10 protein-coding genes are annotated in these 16,912 nt (G+C 74.8%); 5 read left to right on the top strand and 5 right to left on the bottom strand.

Going from position 1 to position 16,912, the window contains the following annotated elements; genetic code table 11:
* The first annotated feature begins 1 nt into the window (after position 1).
* From ACX9I7_RS28205 to ACX9I7_RS28190, 4 genes are read left to right on the top strand one after another with little or no spacing between them, the layout of a single operon-like run.
* A complete protein-coding gene (locus tag ACX9I7_RS28205; protein WP_459388910.1) occupies positions 2–1,585 on the top strand; it encodes a hypothetical protein in 1,584 nt (527 codons plus the stop codon).
* Positions 1,582–2,850, top strand: a complete 1,269-nt coding sequence (locus ACX9I7_RS28200; protein WP_459388909.1) for a glycosyltransferase family 87 protein — start codon at positions 1,582–1,584, stop codon at positions 2,848–2,850. Before ACX9I7_RS28205 ends, ACX9I7_RS28200 begins: the two co-directional genes overlap by 4 nt.
* A gap of 3 nt (positions 2,851–2,853) precedes the next feature.
* Positions 2,854–5,676 carry a bifunctional glycosyltransferase/CDP-glycerol:glycerophosphate glycerophosphotransferase gene (locus tag ACX9I7_RS28195; RefSeq protein WP_459388908.1) on the top strand — a complete coding sequence of 941 codons (2,823 nt, stop codon included), beginning with the start codon at positions 2,854–2,856 and terminating at the stop codon, positions 5,674–5,676.
* Positions 5,673–6,875, top strand: a complete 1,203-nt coding sequence (locus ACX9I7_RS28190; RefSeq protein WP_459388907.1) for a glycosyltransferase — start codon at positions 5,673–5,675, stop codon at positions 6,873–6,875. Before ACX9I7_RS28195 ends, ACX9I7_RS28190 begins: the two co-directional genes overlap by 4 nt.
* A 68-nt stretch (positions 6,876–6,943) precedes the next feature.
* Here the strand turns inward: ACX9I7_RS28190 and ACX9I7_RS28185 are convergent, their stop codons facing one another.
* Positions 6,944–8,845 (bottom strand): glycosyltransferase family 2 protein, encoded by a 1,902-nt coding sequence (locus ACX9I7_RS28185; protein WP_459388906.1) that lies wholly within the window; start codon positions 8,843–8,845, stop codon positions 6,944–6,946.
* A gap of 89 nt (positions 8,846–8,934) precedes the next feature.
* Between ACX9I7_RS28185 and ACX9I7_RS28180 the strand changes: the two genes are divergently transcribed.
* Entirely contained in the window at positions 8,935–10,491 is a 1,557-nt protein-coding gene (locus ACX9I7_RS28180) for a glycosyltransferase family 39 protein (RefSeq protein WP_459388905.1), read from the top strand.
* A gap of 90 nt (positions 10,492–10,581) precedes the next feature.
* On the opposite strand, the gene ACX9I7_RS28175 is transcribed toward ACX9I7_RS28180, so the two are convergent.
* The 4 genes from ACX9I7_RS28175 to ACX9I7_RS28160 all read right to left on the bottom strand — a co-directional run.
* Positions 10,582–11,463, bottom strand: coding sequence for a carbohydrate ABC transporter permease (locus ACX9I7_RS28175; RefSeq protein ID WP_358634413.1), 882 nt, complete (start codon positions 11,461–11,463; stop codon positions 10,582–10,584).
* Between the two features lie 109 nt (positions 11,464–11,572).
* Positions 11,573–12,943, bottom strand: a complete 1,371-nt coding sequence (locus ACX9I7_RS28170; protein WP_387575167.1) for an ABC transporter permease — start codon at positions 12,941–12,943, stop codon at positions 11,573–11,575.
* 14 nt (positions 12,944–12,957) lie between these two features.
* Positions 12,958–14,394: an ABC transporter substrate-binding protein gene (locus ACX9I7_RS28165; protein ID WP_459388904.1), complete on the bottom strand. Its 1,437-nt coding sequence runs from the start codon at positions 14,392–14,394 to the stop codon at positions 12,958–12,960.
* 210 nt (positions 14,395–14,604) lie between these two features.
* The coding region (locus ACX9I7_RS28160; RefSeq protein ID WP_459388903.1) for an FtsK/SpoIIIE domain-containing protein at positions 14,605–16,912 on the bottom strand (2,308 nt) is incomplete at its 5' end.

Raw genomic sequence — 16,912 nt, 5'->3', positions numbered from 1 at the left:
TGTGAGCCCGCCCACGGCCTTCAGGACGCCCCGGCCGCCGCTGTCCCGGACCTTCCCGCCGCGCGGAGCGGGCCTGCCGCGCCGGACGGCCGCGGCCGCCCTCCTGCTGCTGGGCGTCCTGCTGCTGCTCATGGTGGTGCGGCTGCCGTGGTCCGGCGACCTGGGGATGCACGCCGCCGTCCTGGAGCGGCTGCGAGCGGACCTGATCCACCCGGGCAACCCCCTGGTGGACGAGGACACGCCGAGTCCGTACTACTCGCCCTGGACGGTCGCGCTGGCCCTGGTCGCGAAGGCGACCGGCTGGGGCACCTTCGGGGTGCTGCGGCTGGCCGGGCTGGCCGGTCTCGTGCTGCTGGCCACGGGCCTCGCCGCCTTCACCCGGACGTTCAGCCGGGCACGGACGGCCGTCCCGCTCGCGCTGCTGTGCGTGCTGCTGCTGTACGGGGTGGTGCCGTTCGCGTGGAGCGGGATGCCGGGGCTGGCCTCGCTCAGCCTGACCCTCGCCTACCCGGGCACCTTCGCCCTGGGCCTCTCCTGCTGGCTGTGGGCGCTGCTGCGCCGGGCGCGGACGGCCGGCTGGGGGCTGCCGGGGCATCTGGGACTGGGGTTCCTGCTGGGGTCGGTGCTGCTGGTGCATCAGTTCACCGGGGTGGTGGCGGTGCTGGGCGTCCTGGCGGTGCTGCTGGGGACGCGGCCGGGACCGGCCGGGACCGGGTGGGCGCTGGTGGCGGCGGGGGGTGCCGTGGCCCTGGCGCTGCCGCTGTGCTGGCCGTACTACTCCTTTCCCGCGCTGCTCGGCGGGGGCGGGCTGGACCCCGTCCACCGGGCGCTCTACGGCCGGGCGGCGGAGCGGTTCTGCCTGATGGCCGTGGGGGTGGCTGCTCTCGGGGCGCGGTGGTGGCGTGATCGCCGCGACCCTCTGACGCTCCTCTTCGGGCTGGGCGTGGTGGTCGTCTCGGCGGGGTGGGCGAGCGGGCATTACGCGTGGGGGAGGGCGCTGCCGGCCGTACTGATTGCGGCTCAGCTCGCGCTCGCCGTCGAGACGGCCGAGGCTCTCGACGACCGTGGGGCGGACCGTGGGGCGGGTGGTGGGCGGCTGCGGAGCGTGCGGCGCGGTCTGCCGGTGGTGGCGGTGGCGGCGCTGCTGGCGGGGGCGTGGGCGCAGGCGGGGGTGCTGTCGTATGTGCTGCGGCGGGAGGCGGTGCCGCCCGGGCTGCGCGAGGCGCCCGTCATCGCGCTGTGGCCGCGCTTCGGCTGGGTCGCGACGCATGTACCCAAAGGGGCGACGGTGATGACGGACGACTACTACGCGCTGCGGATGCTCCCCGCGTACGGCCCGTACACCGTCGCGCCGGCCTATCCCGACCTCTTCCTCCCCGACGAGAAGCGGCGGCGCGACGCCACGCGGCGGTACTTCGCCCCGGTCACCTCCCGGGCCGAACGGCTCGGCATCCTCAAGGAGTACGGCGTGCGGTGGGTGCTGCGGAAGAACGGGGAGGCGGGCCTGGCGCCCGGCGACCCCGCGCTCAGGAAGGCGGCCCAGGGGCCGGGCGGGCGCGTGCTGCTGGAGGTCGTTGGACGATGAGCGCGACGGAGACCGCGCCGGTGGCCGGGCCGTCCTTCGGGGACGCGGCTGCCGGGTGGCTGCGCGGCCGGGCTCCCGTGCCCGCGCTGGTCTCGGCGGTACTGGTGTTCACCTTGAGCTCGGTGCGGGCGTACGGCAAGGCGCGTTCCGGCATCGACAACGCGGTCGTGGTGCGGGCCGCGCGAGCGCTGCTGAGCGGCGGGTCGCCGTACGCGGACAAACGTTTCCTGTATCCGCCGGGGGCGGTGTTCGCGGCGCTGCCGCAGACGCCGTTCCCGGAGAAGGTGCTGTTCTACGCCGTGCCGGTGGTGACGGGCGCGCTGGTCGCGGTGGGCGTGGTGCTGGCGCTGCGGATCTTCGGGGTCCGGGCGGACAGCCGGCTGGCGGTGGCGCTGGCGCTGGGGACGGCGCTGTTCCTGCCCTTCCAGAGCCTGGTCTTCCTGGGCAACTGGACGGCGGCGTCGGTGGTCGCCTTTCCGGCGGCCCTCCTGCTGGCGCGGCACGGGCGGTGGTCCGCGGCGGGCATGGTGGTCGGGGCGGCCGTCGCGCTGAAGCCGATGCTGGTGCCGCTGTTCCTGCTGTTCCTCCTGGCGCGGCAGTGGCGGGCGTTGGCGTGGGCGCTGGGGCTGCCCGCCGTGATCTCGCTGTCGGCGGCGGTCGCGTTGCCGAGGCCGGGGCTGTTCTTCACCCGGACGCTGCCGTTCCTGTTGCACGGTCAGGACGCGTACGCCCGTCCGTACGACGCCTCGTGGCCGGCCGTGCTGCCCCGGCTGGGGGTGCCGCACCTCCTGGCGTTCGCGCTGGCGGCCGTGGCCGGGACGGCGGTGCTGTACTTCGCGTGGCTGCGGTGGCGGTGCGGGGGAGACCAGGCGTTGCGGCTGGTGGAGTGCGCGGCGCTGCTGATGCTGGCCGCTTTCGTGGTCTCGCGGCCGTCGTTCCTCAACTACGCGCTGGTCGTGGCGCCTTCGCTGGCCGCGTCGGTGGCGGTACGGGGGGCGGCGGCGAGGTCGGTGTGGTTCTGGGTGCCTCTGGTGCCGCAGTTGGGCGGGGTGCCGTGGCCGGGGGTGGACAGCGCGCAGCGGCACGCGTTCCGGGACGTGGTGATGTTCGGCGGGCTGGCGGTGGTGCTGGGACTCGCGGCGTGGCGGGAAAGGGGGCGAGGCGAGGGGGTTGTCACGGAGAGTAGTTATGGTTACTCTCTGTGTTCAGCGGCCGAGGTCCGGCGTTCAGGGGCCGAGGTCCGGCCCGATCCCGAAGCGAGGTGAACCATGTCCGCTCCCGCGCCCTCCGCCACCCCGGAGGTCAGCGTAGTAGTGATCGTCCACAACGACGCCGGGCGGTTGCCGCGCGCCGTCCGATCGGTCCTCGGGCAGTCGCTGCGCCACCTCGAAGCGATCGTCGTCGACGACTGCTCGACGGACGACACTCCCCGCGTCGCCCGGGAGCTGGCCGCCGGTGACCCACGTGTGCGCCTGCTGAGGCTCCCGGTCAACAGCGGCGGCTGCGGCGCCCCGCGCAACGCCGGCCTCGCCGCCGCCCGCGCCCCTTATGTGATGTTCCTCGACAGCGACGACGAACTCCCCTACCACGCCTGCAAAACGCTGCTGCTGACCGCGGAGGAGACCGGAGCCGACCTCGTCACCGGCGAGGTCACCCGGATCTTCGAGGAGAGCGGCACCACCGCCCTGTGGTACCCCGAGCTCTTCGGCGACGCCCGCCTCGTCGCGGGCCTGCGCGCGGCCCCCGAATACCTCCTCGACCACCTCTCCACCAACAAGCTCTACCGCGCCGCCTTCCTCGCCCGGCACGGCCTGCGCTTCCCCGAAGACCTGCACTACGAGGACCAGCTCTTCACCGCCCAAGCCCTCACCCTGGCCCGGTCCTTCGCCGTCGTCCCCTGGCCCGTCTACACCTGGCGGCTCGCCGGCGACCCGGCCACCGGCCCCTCCATCTCCTCCAGCCGTCACAAACTGCGGAACGTCGCCGACCGCGTCGCCGTCGCCCGGCGCGTCGACGCCTTCCTGGAGGAGTCGGGCCACGCCGACCTGCGGCCCGCGAAGGACGCCAAGTTCCTCCGGCACGACCTCCGCCTCCACCTCGGCGACCTGCCCTTCCGCGACCGGCGGTGGACCGAGGAGTTCGCCGCCCTCGTCGCCCCCTACCTCGCCGGCATCGCCCCCGGCGCCTGGGAGACGGTGCCGCGCGAACAACGCGTCTGCCAGTACCTGCTCCTCACCGGCCGCCTCGACGAGGCCGCCGAATGCGCGCGCACCCTGGACCGGCCCCGCGTCGCCCCCCGCCACACCGTGCGCGACGCCGCCGGGCACCGGTACTGGGGGCGGGAACTGCCCGGGGACGAACGGACCGCCCGGGAACTGGACATCACCGAATGGCGCCTGGACGACCAGCCCTTCGCCACGGGCCCCCTGCGGCACGAGGTGACGCACGTCGAACCGGCCGGAAGCCGTCTGCGCCTCACCCTGCGCACCTACGACCCCGCACGGCTGCTGGCCGGGCCCGTGCCCGTCACGGCGGAGCTGCGCGTCGCCGTGACCGCCGAGCCCCTCGTCGTCCCCATCCGCTACGAGCCGGCCGAGGAGGGCGCCGAGGGCACGGAAGGCGCGGAGGGCGCGGAGGCGCGCACCGCCCGGGCCGAGATCGATCTCAGCCGGGTGCCCCTCGGGCCCACCGGGTTCCGGGGCCGGCGCCACCCCCACGTGGTGCTCACCCGGCAGGGCCTGACCCGCGCCGATCCGCTGCTGGCCCCCGCCCCGGCGCCGTCCCTGCGGGCACGGATCGGCGGGCACCTGGTGCGGGCGGGATGCGAAGGCCACGGAGCCGGGCGGTTCGAGCTCGCCTGGGAGCGGACGGGCGCCCTCGGCCGGGCCGAGGCCCTCGTCCCCGCACGGCCGGTTCTGCGCCGCGCCCACCGGCTGATCCGCCGCGCGACAGGGCCGCGCGCCAAGGCCCTCGCCTACCACGAGCTGCGGAAACTGCCCATCGATGACCGGCTGGTCGTCTTCGAGGCCCTGGAAGGGCGCGGCTACGCCGATAGCCCCCGCTACATCCACGAGGAACTCGTCCGGCGCGGACTCCCGCTCCGCGCGGTCTGGTCGTACACCGGCGACCGGTCCTCCTTCCCCGAGGGCGTGGAGCTCGTCCGGCGCGGCAGCTGGGAACACGCCCGTACGGTCGCCCGGGCGCGCTACTGGGTGGACTCGCACGGCTTCCCGGCGTCCTACGCCAAACGGGCGGGCACCCACTACCTCCAGACCTGGCACGGCCAGGCGTTCAAGCACATGGGGTTCGACATCCCCGAGCTGCGGCTGGCGAGTCCCGAGCGGCGCCGGCGGCACCACGCGACGGTGGCCCGCTGGGACGCGCTGATCTCCCCCAGCGAGGAGTTCGAGCGGACCTTCGTGCGGGCCAACGGCTACGCGGGCCGGCTGCTGCGCACCGGGCTGCCGCGCAACGACGTCCTCGTCCGCTGGAACGAGCCGGAGCAGCGCGACCGCGCGGCCCGCACCCGGGAGCGACTGCAGATCCCCGACGGCAGGAAGGTGCTGCTGTACGCCCCGACGTTCCGGGACGGCGAGCGCGGCAGCGGGGCGTCGATCCGGATCGACCTGGCGGAGCTCGTCGGCGCGGTCGGCGAGGAGTGGACGGTCGTGGTCCGCCCGCACTACTACGACCGGTTCACCGTGCCCCGCGAGCTCGGGCACGCGGTGCGCGACGGAAGGGCGTTCACCGATCTCAACGATCTGCAGCTCGCCTCGGACGCCCTGCTCACGGACTACTCGTCGGTGATGTTCGACTACGCCAACCTGGGCCGGCCCATCCTTCTCTACACCGACGACTACGAGGACTACCGCTCGGTCTCGCGCGGCGCCTACTACGAGCTGCCGGACATCGCCCCCGGCCCGATGCTCACCACCACGAGGGAACTGGCGGCGGCGCTGGCCGATCTGGCGGGGGTGCGCGAGCGGTGGGCCGGGCCGTACGCCCGCTTCCACGAGCGGTTCAACCCCCTGGAGACCGGATGGTCGAGCAAAGCCGTGGTCGACCAGTTCTTCGAGGGGAGCGACCGGTGAACCGCAACGACGGGCGGCCAGCGGTGAGGGCTTCGGCGTCGGCGGCCTGCCGAAGGCGGCTGTTCCTCCTCGGCATCGACGTCGATTCGACGGGCGGCTCCCAGCGGGTGCTGCACACCCTCGCCCAGGGGTTCGCCGAGCGCGGCCACGCCGTCGAGCTCATCGGCATCCGGCCGAGCCCCCGGCCCCACGCGTACATCGCCGACCCCGCCTACCGGCGGACCACCCTCTACCGGGCGTCCGCTCCGCCCTCGTGGCGGGCGGACTCCCTCGCCGAGCGGCTGAGCCCGGCGCGGCTGTGGGCGGCACGGGCCGAACGCCGAGAGCGGCAGCGGGCCCGGGAGCTTCTCGCCCGACGGTTCGCCGGGACGCCGGAGGACGGCAGGGGGTATGTGATCGCCGGTTCGCCCTGGGCGGCGGTCTGGCTGGAGTCGGTGGCGCGGCCGGCACGTGTGCGGGCCATCGGCCAGTACCACGAGTCGTTCCACCAGGCGCGGGCGTCCGTCAACCTGGAGCTGATCCTGCGGCACTATCCGGCGCTGGAGAAGTCGCTGTTCCTCAGCGAGCCGGACGCGGCGGAATTCCGTCGCAGACGGCTGCCGAACGCCGGAGTGATGCCCAACCCGCTGCCCTTCGCTCCCCTCACCCCCGCGCCCCTGGACGGCCGGCGTGTCGGCGCGGTCGGGCGGCTGGAACCGGTCAAACGGCTGGACCGGCTGCTCGACGCCTTCGCCACCGCCTCGGCCGAACACCCCGGCTGGGAGCTGCACTTCTTCGGCGACGGCCCCCAGGAGCCGGAACTGAGGGCGCGGGCGGCCCGGCTCGGCATCGAGGACAGGGTCCGCTTCCGGGGCGCCGTTCGCGACATGGCCGCCGCCTACCGGGAGCTGTCGCTGGTGGCCCTCACCAGCGAGCGCGAAGGACGGCCGATGGCCCTCGCCGAGGCGTCCGCCGTCGGAGTGCCCTGCGTGAGCTTCGACCTGTCGGGCGGCGTCCGCGAGCTGGTCGTCCACGGGCGTACGGGAACGCTCGTGCCGCACGGGGACACGGCGGCGTTCGCGACCGCGCTGGGCGAGCTGATGGGGGACGGCCCGGCGCGCGAACGCTATGGACGGGCCGCGCGCGAACACGTCGCGCCACTGGCCCTCCCGGCGGTCCTGGACCGCTGGGAGGCGCTGTTCGAGGAGATCGACCGCTAGGTCCACCACCGGACCGGCCACAAGAGGGATGGCACACAAGGGGGGGATGGGGCATGAGTGTCGTGAGGCTAGGGGCGACCGTCGGTACGGGCCGTCGCCGTGCGCCGCAGGAAGGGCAGCAGGGGCAGGAGCGTACGGGTCCTGCGCAGGGCGACACCGAGCGCGCAGCGGACGCCGGGCGCGAGCCGCAGGACGAGCGAACCGCTCGCCGTGGCGTGCGGCTGCGCCAGCAACAGGCCGTACCGCGCGCCGAGCAGCACGGCGGGGCGGGAGCCGGCGCCCACGGCCCGTACGGCCGTCCGCAGGGTCCCGCCATGGGCACAGTGGATGCGCACGCGGACATCCCACGCCTGTGGCCCGGTCGCCAGGGCCCTGCGGGCCCTGGCGTCGAGGCGCCCGCGCGCGGCCAGCGCCGCGAGGTCCACGGGCACGGAGACCACCCACGAGGTCGCGGCGCCTGGCCCGACCGGTCCGCCTGGCCCACCGTCGCTTGGCCTACCCGGTTCATCCGGCCTACCCGGTCCGTCCGGCTCGTCCAGCCCATCCGGCCCATCCGGCCCATCCGGCCCATCCGGCCCATCCGGCCCATCCGGCTCATCCAGCCCATCCGGCCATGGCGAGGCGGCGTGTTCCTGGACGGAGGCGCCGTCCCGCAGGCGGAGCTCGACGTCGACGCCGTGCGGCCGGGCCGCCGCCAGCCGGCCATACAGCTCGTGCACCCGAAGCCGGAGTTCGGCGTGGCGGCCGCGCCCCGCGCGGCGGCGCAGGGCGGCGTCGACGGTGACCGGCAGGCGGCGGGCCGGCTTGGCGCCCGGGCCGGTGAGGCCGTCGAGTACGACCCTCGGCAGGTCCGCCGCCCAGACCGGCCGCCCCGCCGCCTCGGCGTAGGGGGGCAGCAGCCGGGCGGGCCGGGCGGCCAGCTGGGCGAGCCGCTCCAGATCGCGCGGCGTCTCGGAGGCGAGCACGACCCGGGCGATCCAGCGGGCCGGGGCCCGGGCGGCGCGCAGGTCCGCCTCGTCGCAGGCGGCCAGCGCGGCGCGCGCCGCCCGCCACCAGGCCGCGCGGTACGCCGGGCCGTGGCCGGGCAGCTCCCGGACGTACATCCGCAGGTCGTGGTCGAGGAACTTCACCCGGGCGGCGTGGGCGAGCGGCTCGTTGCCGGCGTCGCGGAAGACCTCCACACCCCGCTCGTGGGCGCGGACGCGCGCCTGCCAGTTGCCCACCCGCTCGCGGTCCAGGGAGATCGAGGGCCGGGCCGCGCCCCTGCGCACGTGCCAGACGTAGACCGGGTCCGGGACGACGGCCACGCGCGGCCCCGCCGCCATGACGCGGGCGCTGAAGACGAAGTCCTCGTAGGGGAACGGGCCTTCGGGGAAGTGGATGCCGTGCGTGTCGAGGAAGTGGCGGGCGTAGAGCTTGTTGACGCACAGCGTGTCGCGCAGCAGTGCCGGGTGCTCCTCGGGGGAGGCGTGGACGGCGGGCCGCCGGTAGAGGGCGGGCTGCCAGGGCGTGTCCCGCCGCCGGGGGAGCTCCCTGCGGACGCACAGCCCCGCCGTCACCGGCGCGTCGTGGGCCAGTGCGCCACGCAGCAGGGCGGCCACCGCGCCCCGGGGCAGGATGTCGTCGCTGTCGAGGAACATCACATAGGGCGTGGTGACGGCCCGGAGGCCGTCGTTGCGGGGGGTGCCGCAGCCACCGCTGTTGACGGCCCGGTGGAGGACGCGCAGCCGGGGTTCGCGCGCGGCCAGCCGGTCGAGGAGGGCCCCGGTGCCGTCGGTGGACGCGTCGTCCACGGCGACGACCTCGGCGACGGCCGGGCCCTGACCGAGGGCGGAGCGCACGGCGTGGCCGATGTGGGCGGCGTCGTCGTAGCCGATGACGACGACGCCGACCCGGGCGTCGGCCGGGGCGGCCGCCGGAAGCCCGGCGGCGGGGTGCGCGACAGGGATTCCACTCCCGTTCACTGCCATAAAGCACAGTTTTATCCAATAAGTATGCGTAATCGGGGCATTCTGCGACCGCGTGTGGCCGGCAGGAACGGAAGTGGGGAGGGACGACGATGGCGCGGACCGCGGTACGGCCCGAGCTGAGGAAGGAGCCGGGGAAGGAGCCGGGAGAGTCATGGGCGGGCACCCTCGGGGCCGCGCTCCGGGGGCTGACCTCCGCCGTCCCCCTGGCCGTGATCGTGCCCGCCGCCGTCATGCTCCTCCTCGGCCTGTGGGGGCTCGACCGGGGCACGATGTGGCGGGACGAGGCCGCCACCTTCCAGGTGGCGCGCCGCTCGCCGGGCGAGATCCTGCGCCTGCTCGGGCACGTCGACGCCGTGCACGGGCTCTACTACCTGCTGATGCGTCCGGTGCTGGCGCTGCGCGCCGACGAGACCACCCTGCGGCTGCCGTCCGTCGTGGCCGCGGCCGTCACCGCGGGGCTGATCGGCGCGATCGGCTGCCGGCTGGCCCGGCCCCGGGTGGGCCTGTGGGCCGGGCTGCTGTACGCGACCACTCCGTTCGTCGGCCACTACGCCCAGGAGGGCCGTTCGTACGCCCTGGTCGCGGCGGGCGCGGCGCTGGCGACGTGGCTGTTGCTGGAGGCCGTCGAACGGGGGTCGCCCGGGCGCTGGGCCGGCTACGGCGTGGTGGTGGCGGTCACGGCGCTGCTGCACGAGTTCGCGATCCTGCTGCTGGCGGCCCATGGGCTGACGCTGCTGATCTCCCGGGTGCCGGGGCGGACCTGGCGCGGGTGGGGTCGCGCCGCGGCCGCGGCCTGCGTCGTGCTGGCGCCGCTGGCCGTGCTCTCCCAAGGCCAGAGTGAGCAGGTCTCCTGGCTCCGCGCGCCGGGATACGGGCAGGCGAAGGCGCTCCTCCACGCCTTCACGGGTCCCGGCGAGCCCGTCGTGGCCGCCGTGGTCGCGCTGATGGCCCTCGCCGTGCTCGCCCCGCTGCCCCGCACCGGCCCGCTGCGGCTGACCGCCGTCGCCCTGCCGCTGGCCGTCGTCCCACCCGTGCTGCTCTACGCGGCGTCCCAGTGGCAGCCGCTCTTCCTCGACCGCTACCTGCTCTTCTGCCTCGCGGGCGTTCCGCTGCTGGCGGCCGCCGGGGCGGAACGGATCCTGGGGCTCCTGCCATGGCGGAGTGTGGCCACTGCGGTCGGGGTCGCGGCCGTGGCGGCGGCCTTCGTGACGCAGCTGCCCTTCCACGAGCGCGAGCGGCTGCCGTCCAGCCGGGGCGACGAGCTCGCCCGGGTGGCCGCCGCCGTCGGGAGGACGGCCCGGCCGGGGGACGCGGTGCTCTTCCTCCCGCTCCACGAGCGCCGGATATCCCTGGCCTACCCGGGGGCCTTCACGGGGCTGCGGGACCTCACCCTCAAGAGGTCGCCCGCCGCCTCCGGCACCCTCTACGGCCAGGAGGTCGGGGCGGGGGAGCTGCGCTCCCGGCTGCGGGCGCTCTCCCCGGGCATACGGGTGTGGGTGGTGGCGGACACGAGCACGGTCGGGACGCCCTGGTTCCGGGCCCAGCGCGCCGAGTCCGCCAAGACGAGGGAGCTCGACGCGCTGTACCGGGAGGAGTCCACGGTGTTCGTCCGGGGAGGGGCGGTGTCGCTGTACCTGCGCCGCTAGCCGCGCGTGGGCCGTCGCGCCGACCGCCCTACCGGCTGCGGCGCCGCCGCCCCACCGGCCGCCGCACCGCTCGTCCGCCCCCGCGGGCGGTCACTTCACCGCGCCCGCCATCACCCCGCTCACGAACTGGCGCTGGAAGGCGAAGAACACCGCCAGCGGAACGACCATCGAGAGGAAGGCGCCCGACGCGAGGATGTCCACGTTGTCGCCGAACTGCCGGACCTGCTGCTGAAGGGCCACCGTGATGGGAGGGTTGCCACTGTCCGCGAAGATCAGCGCGACCAGCATGTCGTTCCACACCCACAGGAACTGGAAGATGCCCAGGGAGGCGATGGCCGGCCCGCCCAGCGGCAGCACGACGCGGGTGAACAGCCGTAGCTCGCCCGCGCCGTCCAGTCTCGCGGCCTCCAGCAGCTCACGCGGTATCTCCGCGAAGAAGTTCCGCAACAGGAACACCGCGAAGGGCAGCCCGAAGGCGGTGTGGAACAGCACCACCCCCACCGTGGACTCGAAGATGCCGAGGGCGCTGAAGAGCTTGGCCACCGGGATCAGCGCCACCTGCACGGGCACCACGAGCAGCCCCACGACGACCATGAACCACCAGTCCCTGCCGGGGAAGTCCAGCCAGGCGAAGGCGTATCCGGCGAGGGCGCCGACGAGGATCACCAGCACCGTCGCCGGGACGGTGATCAGCGCGGTGGTCAGAAGGGAGTGGGTCACCTTGTCGTTGGCGAAGAGCGTGCGATAGCTCTCCGTCGTCAGCTGGGACGGGTGGGCGAAGACCTGCCACCAGCCGGAGGCGGCGATGTCCGACTTGTCGCGCAGCGACGACAGCAGCAGCCCCACGGTCGGCATCAGCCAGAACAGCCCGACCAGGACGAGGAAGCCCCGCGTCGCCCCCGCGCCCAGACGGGCGGCCAAGCGGGCGGGAAGGGAGCGCTCACCCCGTACGACGGTGTCTTGAAGGCTCATCGTTGCCGCTCCCTCCGGATCCGGCGAATGCCGCAGTCTTCCGGGGGGCGCGGCGTCTTACAGCGGCTTCGCCGCGGACCGTACCCCCGGCCGGGAGTGTGGCGAAGGTTCATCGCTGCCTGTCCCTCCGGATCCGGCGAATGTTCACGATTACCACCGGAGTGACGAGCAGCAGCAGGAAGACGGCGATGGCGCTGCCCACGCCCTGGTTGACGTCCGTACCGAAGGAGGACTGATAGAGCTGGAGGGCCAGCACATTGGCGTTGTCGAGGCTGGAGCCCGGGGCGATGATGTAGACCAGGTCGAAGATCTTCAGCACATTGATCATCAGGGTGACGACCACCACCGCGAGGACCGGTGCCAGCAGGGGCACCGTCACCCGGCGGAAGACCTGCCACTCGTTGGCGCCGTCGACGCGTGCCGCCTCCAGCAGTTCGCGCGGCACGCCCGCCAGGCCGGCGGCGATGAGCACCATGGCGAAGCCCGCCCACATCCAGATGTACGCGCCGATGATGGAGGGCGTCACCAGGGAGGGGCCGAGCCAGTCGACGCCGTTGTAGGCGGAGGCGAAGTTGGCCGCGGGCAGCCGCAGCCGGGCGCCGTCCGCCACCGTGGGCAGGGTGAAGGTGCCGTCGGGGTCCGTGGTGGTGGAGGCGACGGTCCTGCCGTCCTTGACGGCCTCCACCGTCACCCCGGCCAGGGCCTTCTCACCCGCGTCGATCTTCCCGGCCGTTCCGCCGCCGCCCCGGCTGAAGTCCATCCACACCGTGCCGGTGACCTTCCCGGCCACGTCCCGCGCGGGAATGGCGTCCCTGGCGCCGGAGACGTCCTCCGGCTTCACGGCCACCAGCGGCAGTGCCACGGCACTGCCCGCCCGCGCCGCCGACTTCGTCGTGAACGCGCCGTCGCCGCTCGCCACGAGGTCCCCCGTCGGCCGGGGGTGCGCCCCCGGGAAGGGGGCGGGAGCGGCGAAGGTGTCGTGGATGCCGACCCAGACGGCGTTGGCGACGCCGCGGTCCGGGTTCTGCTCGTACACCAGCCGGAAGATGATGCCCGCGGCGAGCATCGAGATGGCCATCGGCATGAAGACGACGAGTTTGAACGCCGTGCCCCAGCGCACCCGTTCGGTGAGCACGGCGAAGATCAGGCCGAGGGCGGTGGCCACGGAGGGCGCGACGACGACCCAGATGACGTTGTTCTTCAGGGCCGTGCGGATCCGCGCGTCGGTGAAGACCTCCTGGTAGTTGTCCATGCCCACGAAGCCGTGCCCGGAGGCGTCGAAGAGGCTGCGGTAGACGGAGAAGCCGATGGGGTAGACGACGAGGGCGCCCAGCAGGGCCAGCGCGGGCAGCAGGAAGCAGGCGGCCACCCAGGGCCGCGTGCCGAGCGCCCCCCGGCCCTTGCCCCGAGGGGCCGGGGCCGGGCGGACGACGGAGTCGGGGGGCGGCGGTGGTGGTGGGACGGCGGTGGCGGTGGTCATGGTGACCGGTCCCGTCAGTTCTTGAACGCCTTGGCCGCGTCGGACTCCAGCCGCTGCTGGGTGCCCTCCACGTCCGCCGGGTTCCGCAGGAAGTCCTGGAGGTCCTTCCACTCGCCCTGTCCCGGCTTGCCGCCGAACGCGGCGGGCGCCTGGTCGGACATGTCGAAGCGGAAGGAGTCGCCCGCCGAGACCAGCGCCTTGGCGATGGAGCGCTGTACGTCGTCGGGGTAGGAGGCGAGGTCGAGGTTCTTGTTCGCGGAGATGAATCCGCCCTCCCTCGCCCAGATCCCGGCGGCGTCGGTGGAGGCCAGGAAGGTCAGCAGCGCCTGCGCCGCCTGGCCGTCCTTGAGCGCCACGCCCACGTCGCCACCGGTCACCACGGGCGGTCGGCCGCCGACCGCCGGGAAGGGGAAGACCTTGGCATCGGTACCGATCTTCGCCTTGGCGGCGGTGATGTTCGCGGCCGCGAAGTCCCCCTCGAAGACCATGGCGGCCTTCGCCTTCTCGCCCCCGCTGAAGGTCTGGGTGACGGACGTGGGGAACTGCGCCTGGAGGGCGCCCTCTTGCCCGCCCGCCAGCAGCTCCTTCTTGCCGAAGAGCCGGCCGAGCGTGGTCAGCGCGTCCTTGACGGAGGGATCGGTCCATTTGATCTTGTGCTGGGCCAGCTGGTCGTACTTCTCCGGGCCCGCCTGGGAGAGGTAGACGTTCTCGAACCAGTCCGTGAGCGTCCAGCCGTCCGCGCCGCCCACCGACACCGGGGAGACGCCGAAGTCGGCGACGGCCTGCGCGGTGCGCAGGAACTCCGGCCAGGTCGCGGGCGCCTTGACGCCCGCCGCGGTGAAGATCTTGGTGTTGTACCAGACGAGGGACTTGTTGCTCGCCTTGAAGTAGACGCCGTACTGCTTGCCGTCGGCGGAGCCCAGGTCCTGCCAGCCCTGCGGGAAGTTCTTCTTCAGCTGCGCCCGCGCCTCCTCGCTCAGTGGCCTGAGCCACCCCTTGCCGGCGAACTCGCGCAACGCTCCGGGCTGTTGCAGCATGGCCACGTCCGGCGGGTCGCCGCCCGCCACCTTCGAGCCGATGAAGGCCGCCATGTCGTCGCCACTGGGCACGTACGCGACCTCGGCGCCGGTGCGCTTGGCGAACTCGTCCAGGACCTTGGTGAAGCTCTTCTGCTCGACGCCCGTCCAGACGGCGGTCACCTTGAGCTTCTGCCCGTTGAGCTTGGGGAGTTGCACGGTGTGGGTGATGAGGTCGGAGCGCCCGGGTGCGGGCTTGTCGCCGCTCTTGTCCTTGTCCCCGCCGCTGTCCCCGCAGCCGGCGGCGGTCAGCGCCAGGGCGCCCGCCACCGCGAGGGCCAGGGCGCCGCGCCGCGCCCCCGCGCCGTCGCCCGCTCTGCGCCGGCCGCGTGACGCGCGTGCCGCGCGGAGCGATGTACGTGTTGCCGTGCGCATGGCCCGTACCTCCCGTGCCCGGTCCCCGTCGACGGCCGCGCCGCACGTCGCCTCGGCATACGGCCGCACTCCCGTGCGACAGGTCTACGCCCCGGCACGGACCGCCGCAATACCGTCTCCGACGTCAACCAGCCGATCGTGACAGGGCTGTGACGCTCCGGCACCGACGGTCGGCCCAGGCCGCGACCACGGCAGCACCACGGCAGCGGACTACAGCAACGGAGGTGCCGCCTGGGCCCCGGCGGACTGCGCGGCGCGCTGGAGGGCGCTGGCGAGGAGGGCCAGGTCGGTGGGGCCGTTGCCGAGTTCGCGCACCGGACGGCGGGTGGGCGGGTCGCCCATGCGCTGCCAGTCGAGAGTCACGACCGTCGGCCGGAGCGTCGCCGTACGGGGGATGCGGCCGGTGACCCGGCCCGCCTGGAACGGGGTGGTCGCGTCGTCGTCCGGACGCCGCAACCGGCTGCGCCCCGGGGCGGGTTCGCCCGCGCCGGGCCCGTCACCGCCGGACGCGACGGCGTCCGCCGACGGCGGGGCGATGTCCAGCGTCACCCGCAGCCCGGCCCGCTCGACCGCCGCCGTGTCGGCCGTACGGTCCGGACGCCCCGACGCGGCGATCAGATGCACCCCGAGCCGTTCGCCGTCCCGCGCCACGGCCTCCAGAGCCCGTACGACCGAACCGGCCGCCGGTCGGCCCGTGCTGCCCAGCGCGGGGGCGACCAGGGCGTCGAAGTCGTCGACGAGCACGACGAGCCGGGGCAGGGCCGTCTCGGCCGTACGCGCCCGACCGCCGCTCTGCGTACGCAACTTGAGCGTCCCGCTCGGCGCGGACTCGAGATCGGCGGCACCCCCGCCCACGCTCACGCCCATCCCCGCGGCGGAACCGGCACCCGGGCCGGAGGCGGCCGCCGCGACCGCGGCCGGAGCCGGAGCCGTCGCCGGCTCGGCCGACCGGCGGGGGCCGACGACGTTCGGGCCGGGGGCCGGGTTCCGGTCGTGCCAGCCGACGAAGTCCAGCGTGCCCAGCAGCTCGGCGCGACGCTTGAGCTCGGAGATGAGCGCCTGGGCGAACTCCCGCATCCGCACCGGGTCGGCGGCGGCGAGATACGTCGAGACGTGCGGCAGGTCCGTGCAGACCCGCAGCCCCTCGCCCCGCTCGGCGGCCGCCCCGTCGACCAGGACGAGCGAGAGCCGGTCCGGCCGGTCGGCCGCCGCGAGCGACGCGGCGAGCGAACGCAGCAGCTCGGTCTTCCCGCTGCCCGGGGAACCCTCCACCAGCAGATGCGGCCCGTCCGCCGCCAGGTCCACGGACAGCGGGCCGTGCGGCCCGGCCCCCAGCACGGCCACGGCCCGCCCGCCGGGCCGGGTGCCCCGGTCGGTGGCGGCCGCCCAGCGCGCGGTCAGCGAGGCGGGCGTGGCGCGGGCGAGCCCCAGCTCGTCCAGGAGCCGGGACGACCGGGGCAGCGCCGCCGCGATGCGCGAGGCGTGCGCGGGGTCGCCCGCGGTGTCCGCCATGCGCAGCGGCGCCAGGGCCCGCGCGAAGCGCTCGGCCCACGCGCCGGACACCGCGTCCAGCGCGGCGATCATCGTGTGGCCCGGGCGCACGGGGTGCGCCACGGGCGCGGCCGGTGCCGAGGCGCGGTGGATGACCTGCACCACCGTCGCCACGTCGCCGCTCAGCAGCGCGACCGCGCCGCAGTGCGCGAAGGCGGGGGAGACCGCCTCGGCCGACGCGAGCGTCGCCGAGACGGGGGAGGCGGGCGTGGTGGCCGGGGCCTCCGCCAGGCACAGGACGTGGATGCCCGCCGCCGGACCGCCCGTCGCCAGCCGCGCGACCGTCTCGCGCAGCGCCGTCGAACCGGGGTCGCCGTCGACGATCAGGACCGTGTACGGGCCCTCGTGCCGCGCGGCGGCCTCCGCCACGGCCTCGGGCGGCGCCGTCGTCCAGCCGGTGCCCAGCGGGCCGTCGTCCAGCCGCCGCACCAGCTCGGCGGTACGGGCCTCCGCCTGCTCCCGGTCGTAGCCGACGAGCAGCCGGCAGTCCTGCCCGTGCGCCGGCCGCGAGTGCGGCAGCCAGCCCAGCCAGGACCACTCCGCGGCCCGCTCCTCGGCCGGGCGCGAACGATCGGTGCTGATCAGCACGTACTCCAGGGTGCCCGGCGCGTGCAGCGCGGCCAGCTGCGCCAGGACGGAGCGGGCGAGCCCGGACAGCCGTTCCCGGGGCCCGGTCATGCCGAGCGCCCCCACCTCGCGCAGCCCGACCGTCACCGGCACGGACGGCAGCGGCCCGCCGCCGTCGGGCGCGTAGCGGTCGGCCGTGCCCAGCCGGACGGTCAGCAGGTCCGGGTGGCCCGGGCCGCGCTCCCACAGCCGGGGGCCCGGCCCCAGCGCGGTCAGCAGCACGGCGGCGGGGTCCGGCCAGCGCTCGCGCAGCGCGGCGGCGGTGTCGGGCGCGCGCTCGGGCGCGGCGGCGGCCCGCTCCCCCGGGCCCTCACCCGGCACACCTGGTCCTTGGCCTCGG

The sequence above is a fragment of the Streptomyces sp. L500 genome (assembly GCF_054551825.1).
The sequence above is the reverse complement of the archived record's forward strand: the minus strand, read 5'-3'. Positions and strand labels throughout refer to the sequence as shown.

Coding starts and splice junctions, on each gene's coding strand:
- ACX9I7_RS28185 (WP_459388906.1), bottom strand. CDS start 8,845: ATGGCAGTGAACGGGAGTGGAATCCCTGTCGCGCACCCCGCCGCCGGG.
- ACX9I7_RS28175 (WP_358634413.1), bottom strand. CDS start 11,463: ATGAGCCTTCAAGACACCGTCGTACGGGGTGAGCGCTCCCTTCCCGCC.
- ACX9I7_RS28195 (WP_459388908.1), top strand. CDS start 2,854: ATGTCCGCTCCCGCGCCCTCCGCCACCCCGGAGGTCAGCGTAGTAGTG.
- ACX9I7_RS28180 (WP_459388905.1), top strand. CDS start 8,935: ATGGCGCGGACCGCGGTACGGCCCGAGCTGAGGAAGGAGCCGGGGAAG.
- ACX9I7_RS28165 (WP_459388904.1), bottom strand. CDS start 14,394: ATGCGCACGGCAACACGTACATCGCTCCGCGCGGCACGCGCGTCACGC.
- ACX9I7_RS28170 (WP_387575167.1), bottom strand. CDS start 12,943: ATGACCACCGCCACCGCCGTCCCACCACCACCGCCGCCCCCCGACTCC.
- ACX9I7_RS28200 (WP_459388909.1), top strand. CDS start 1,582: ATGAGCGCGACGGAGACCGCGCCGGTGGCCGGGCCGTCCTTCGGGGAC.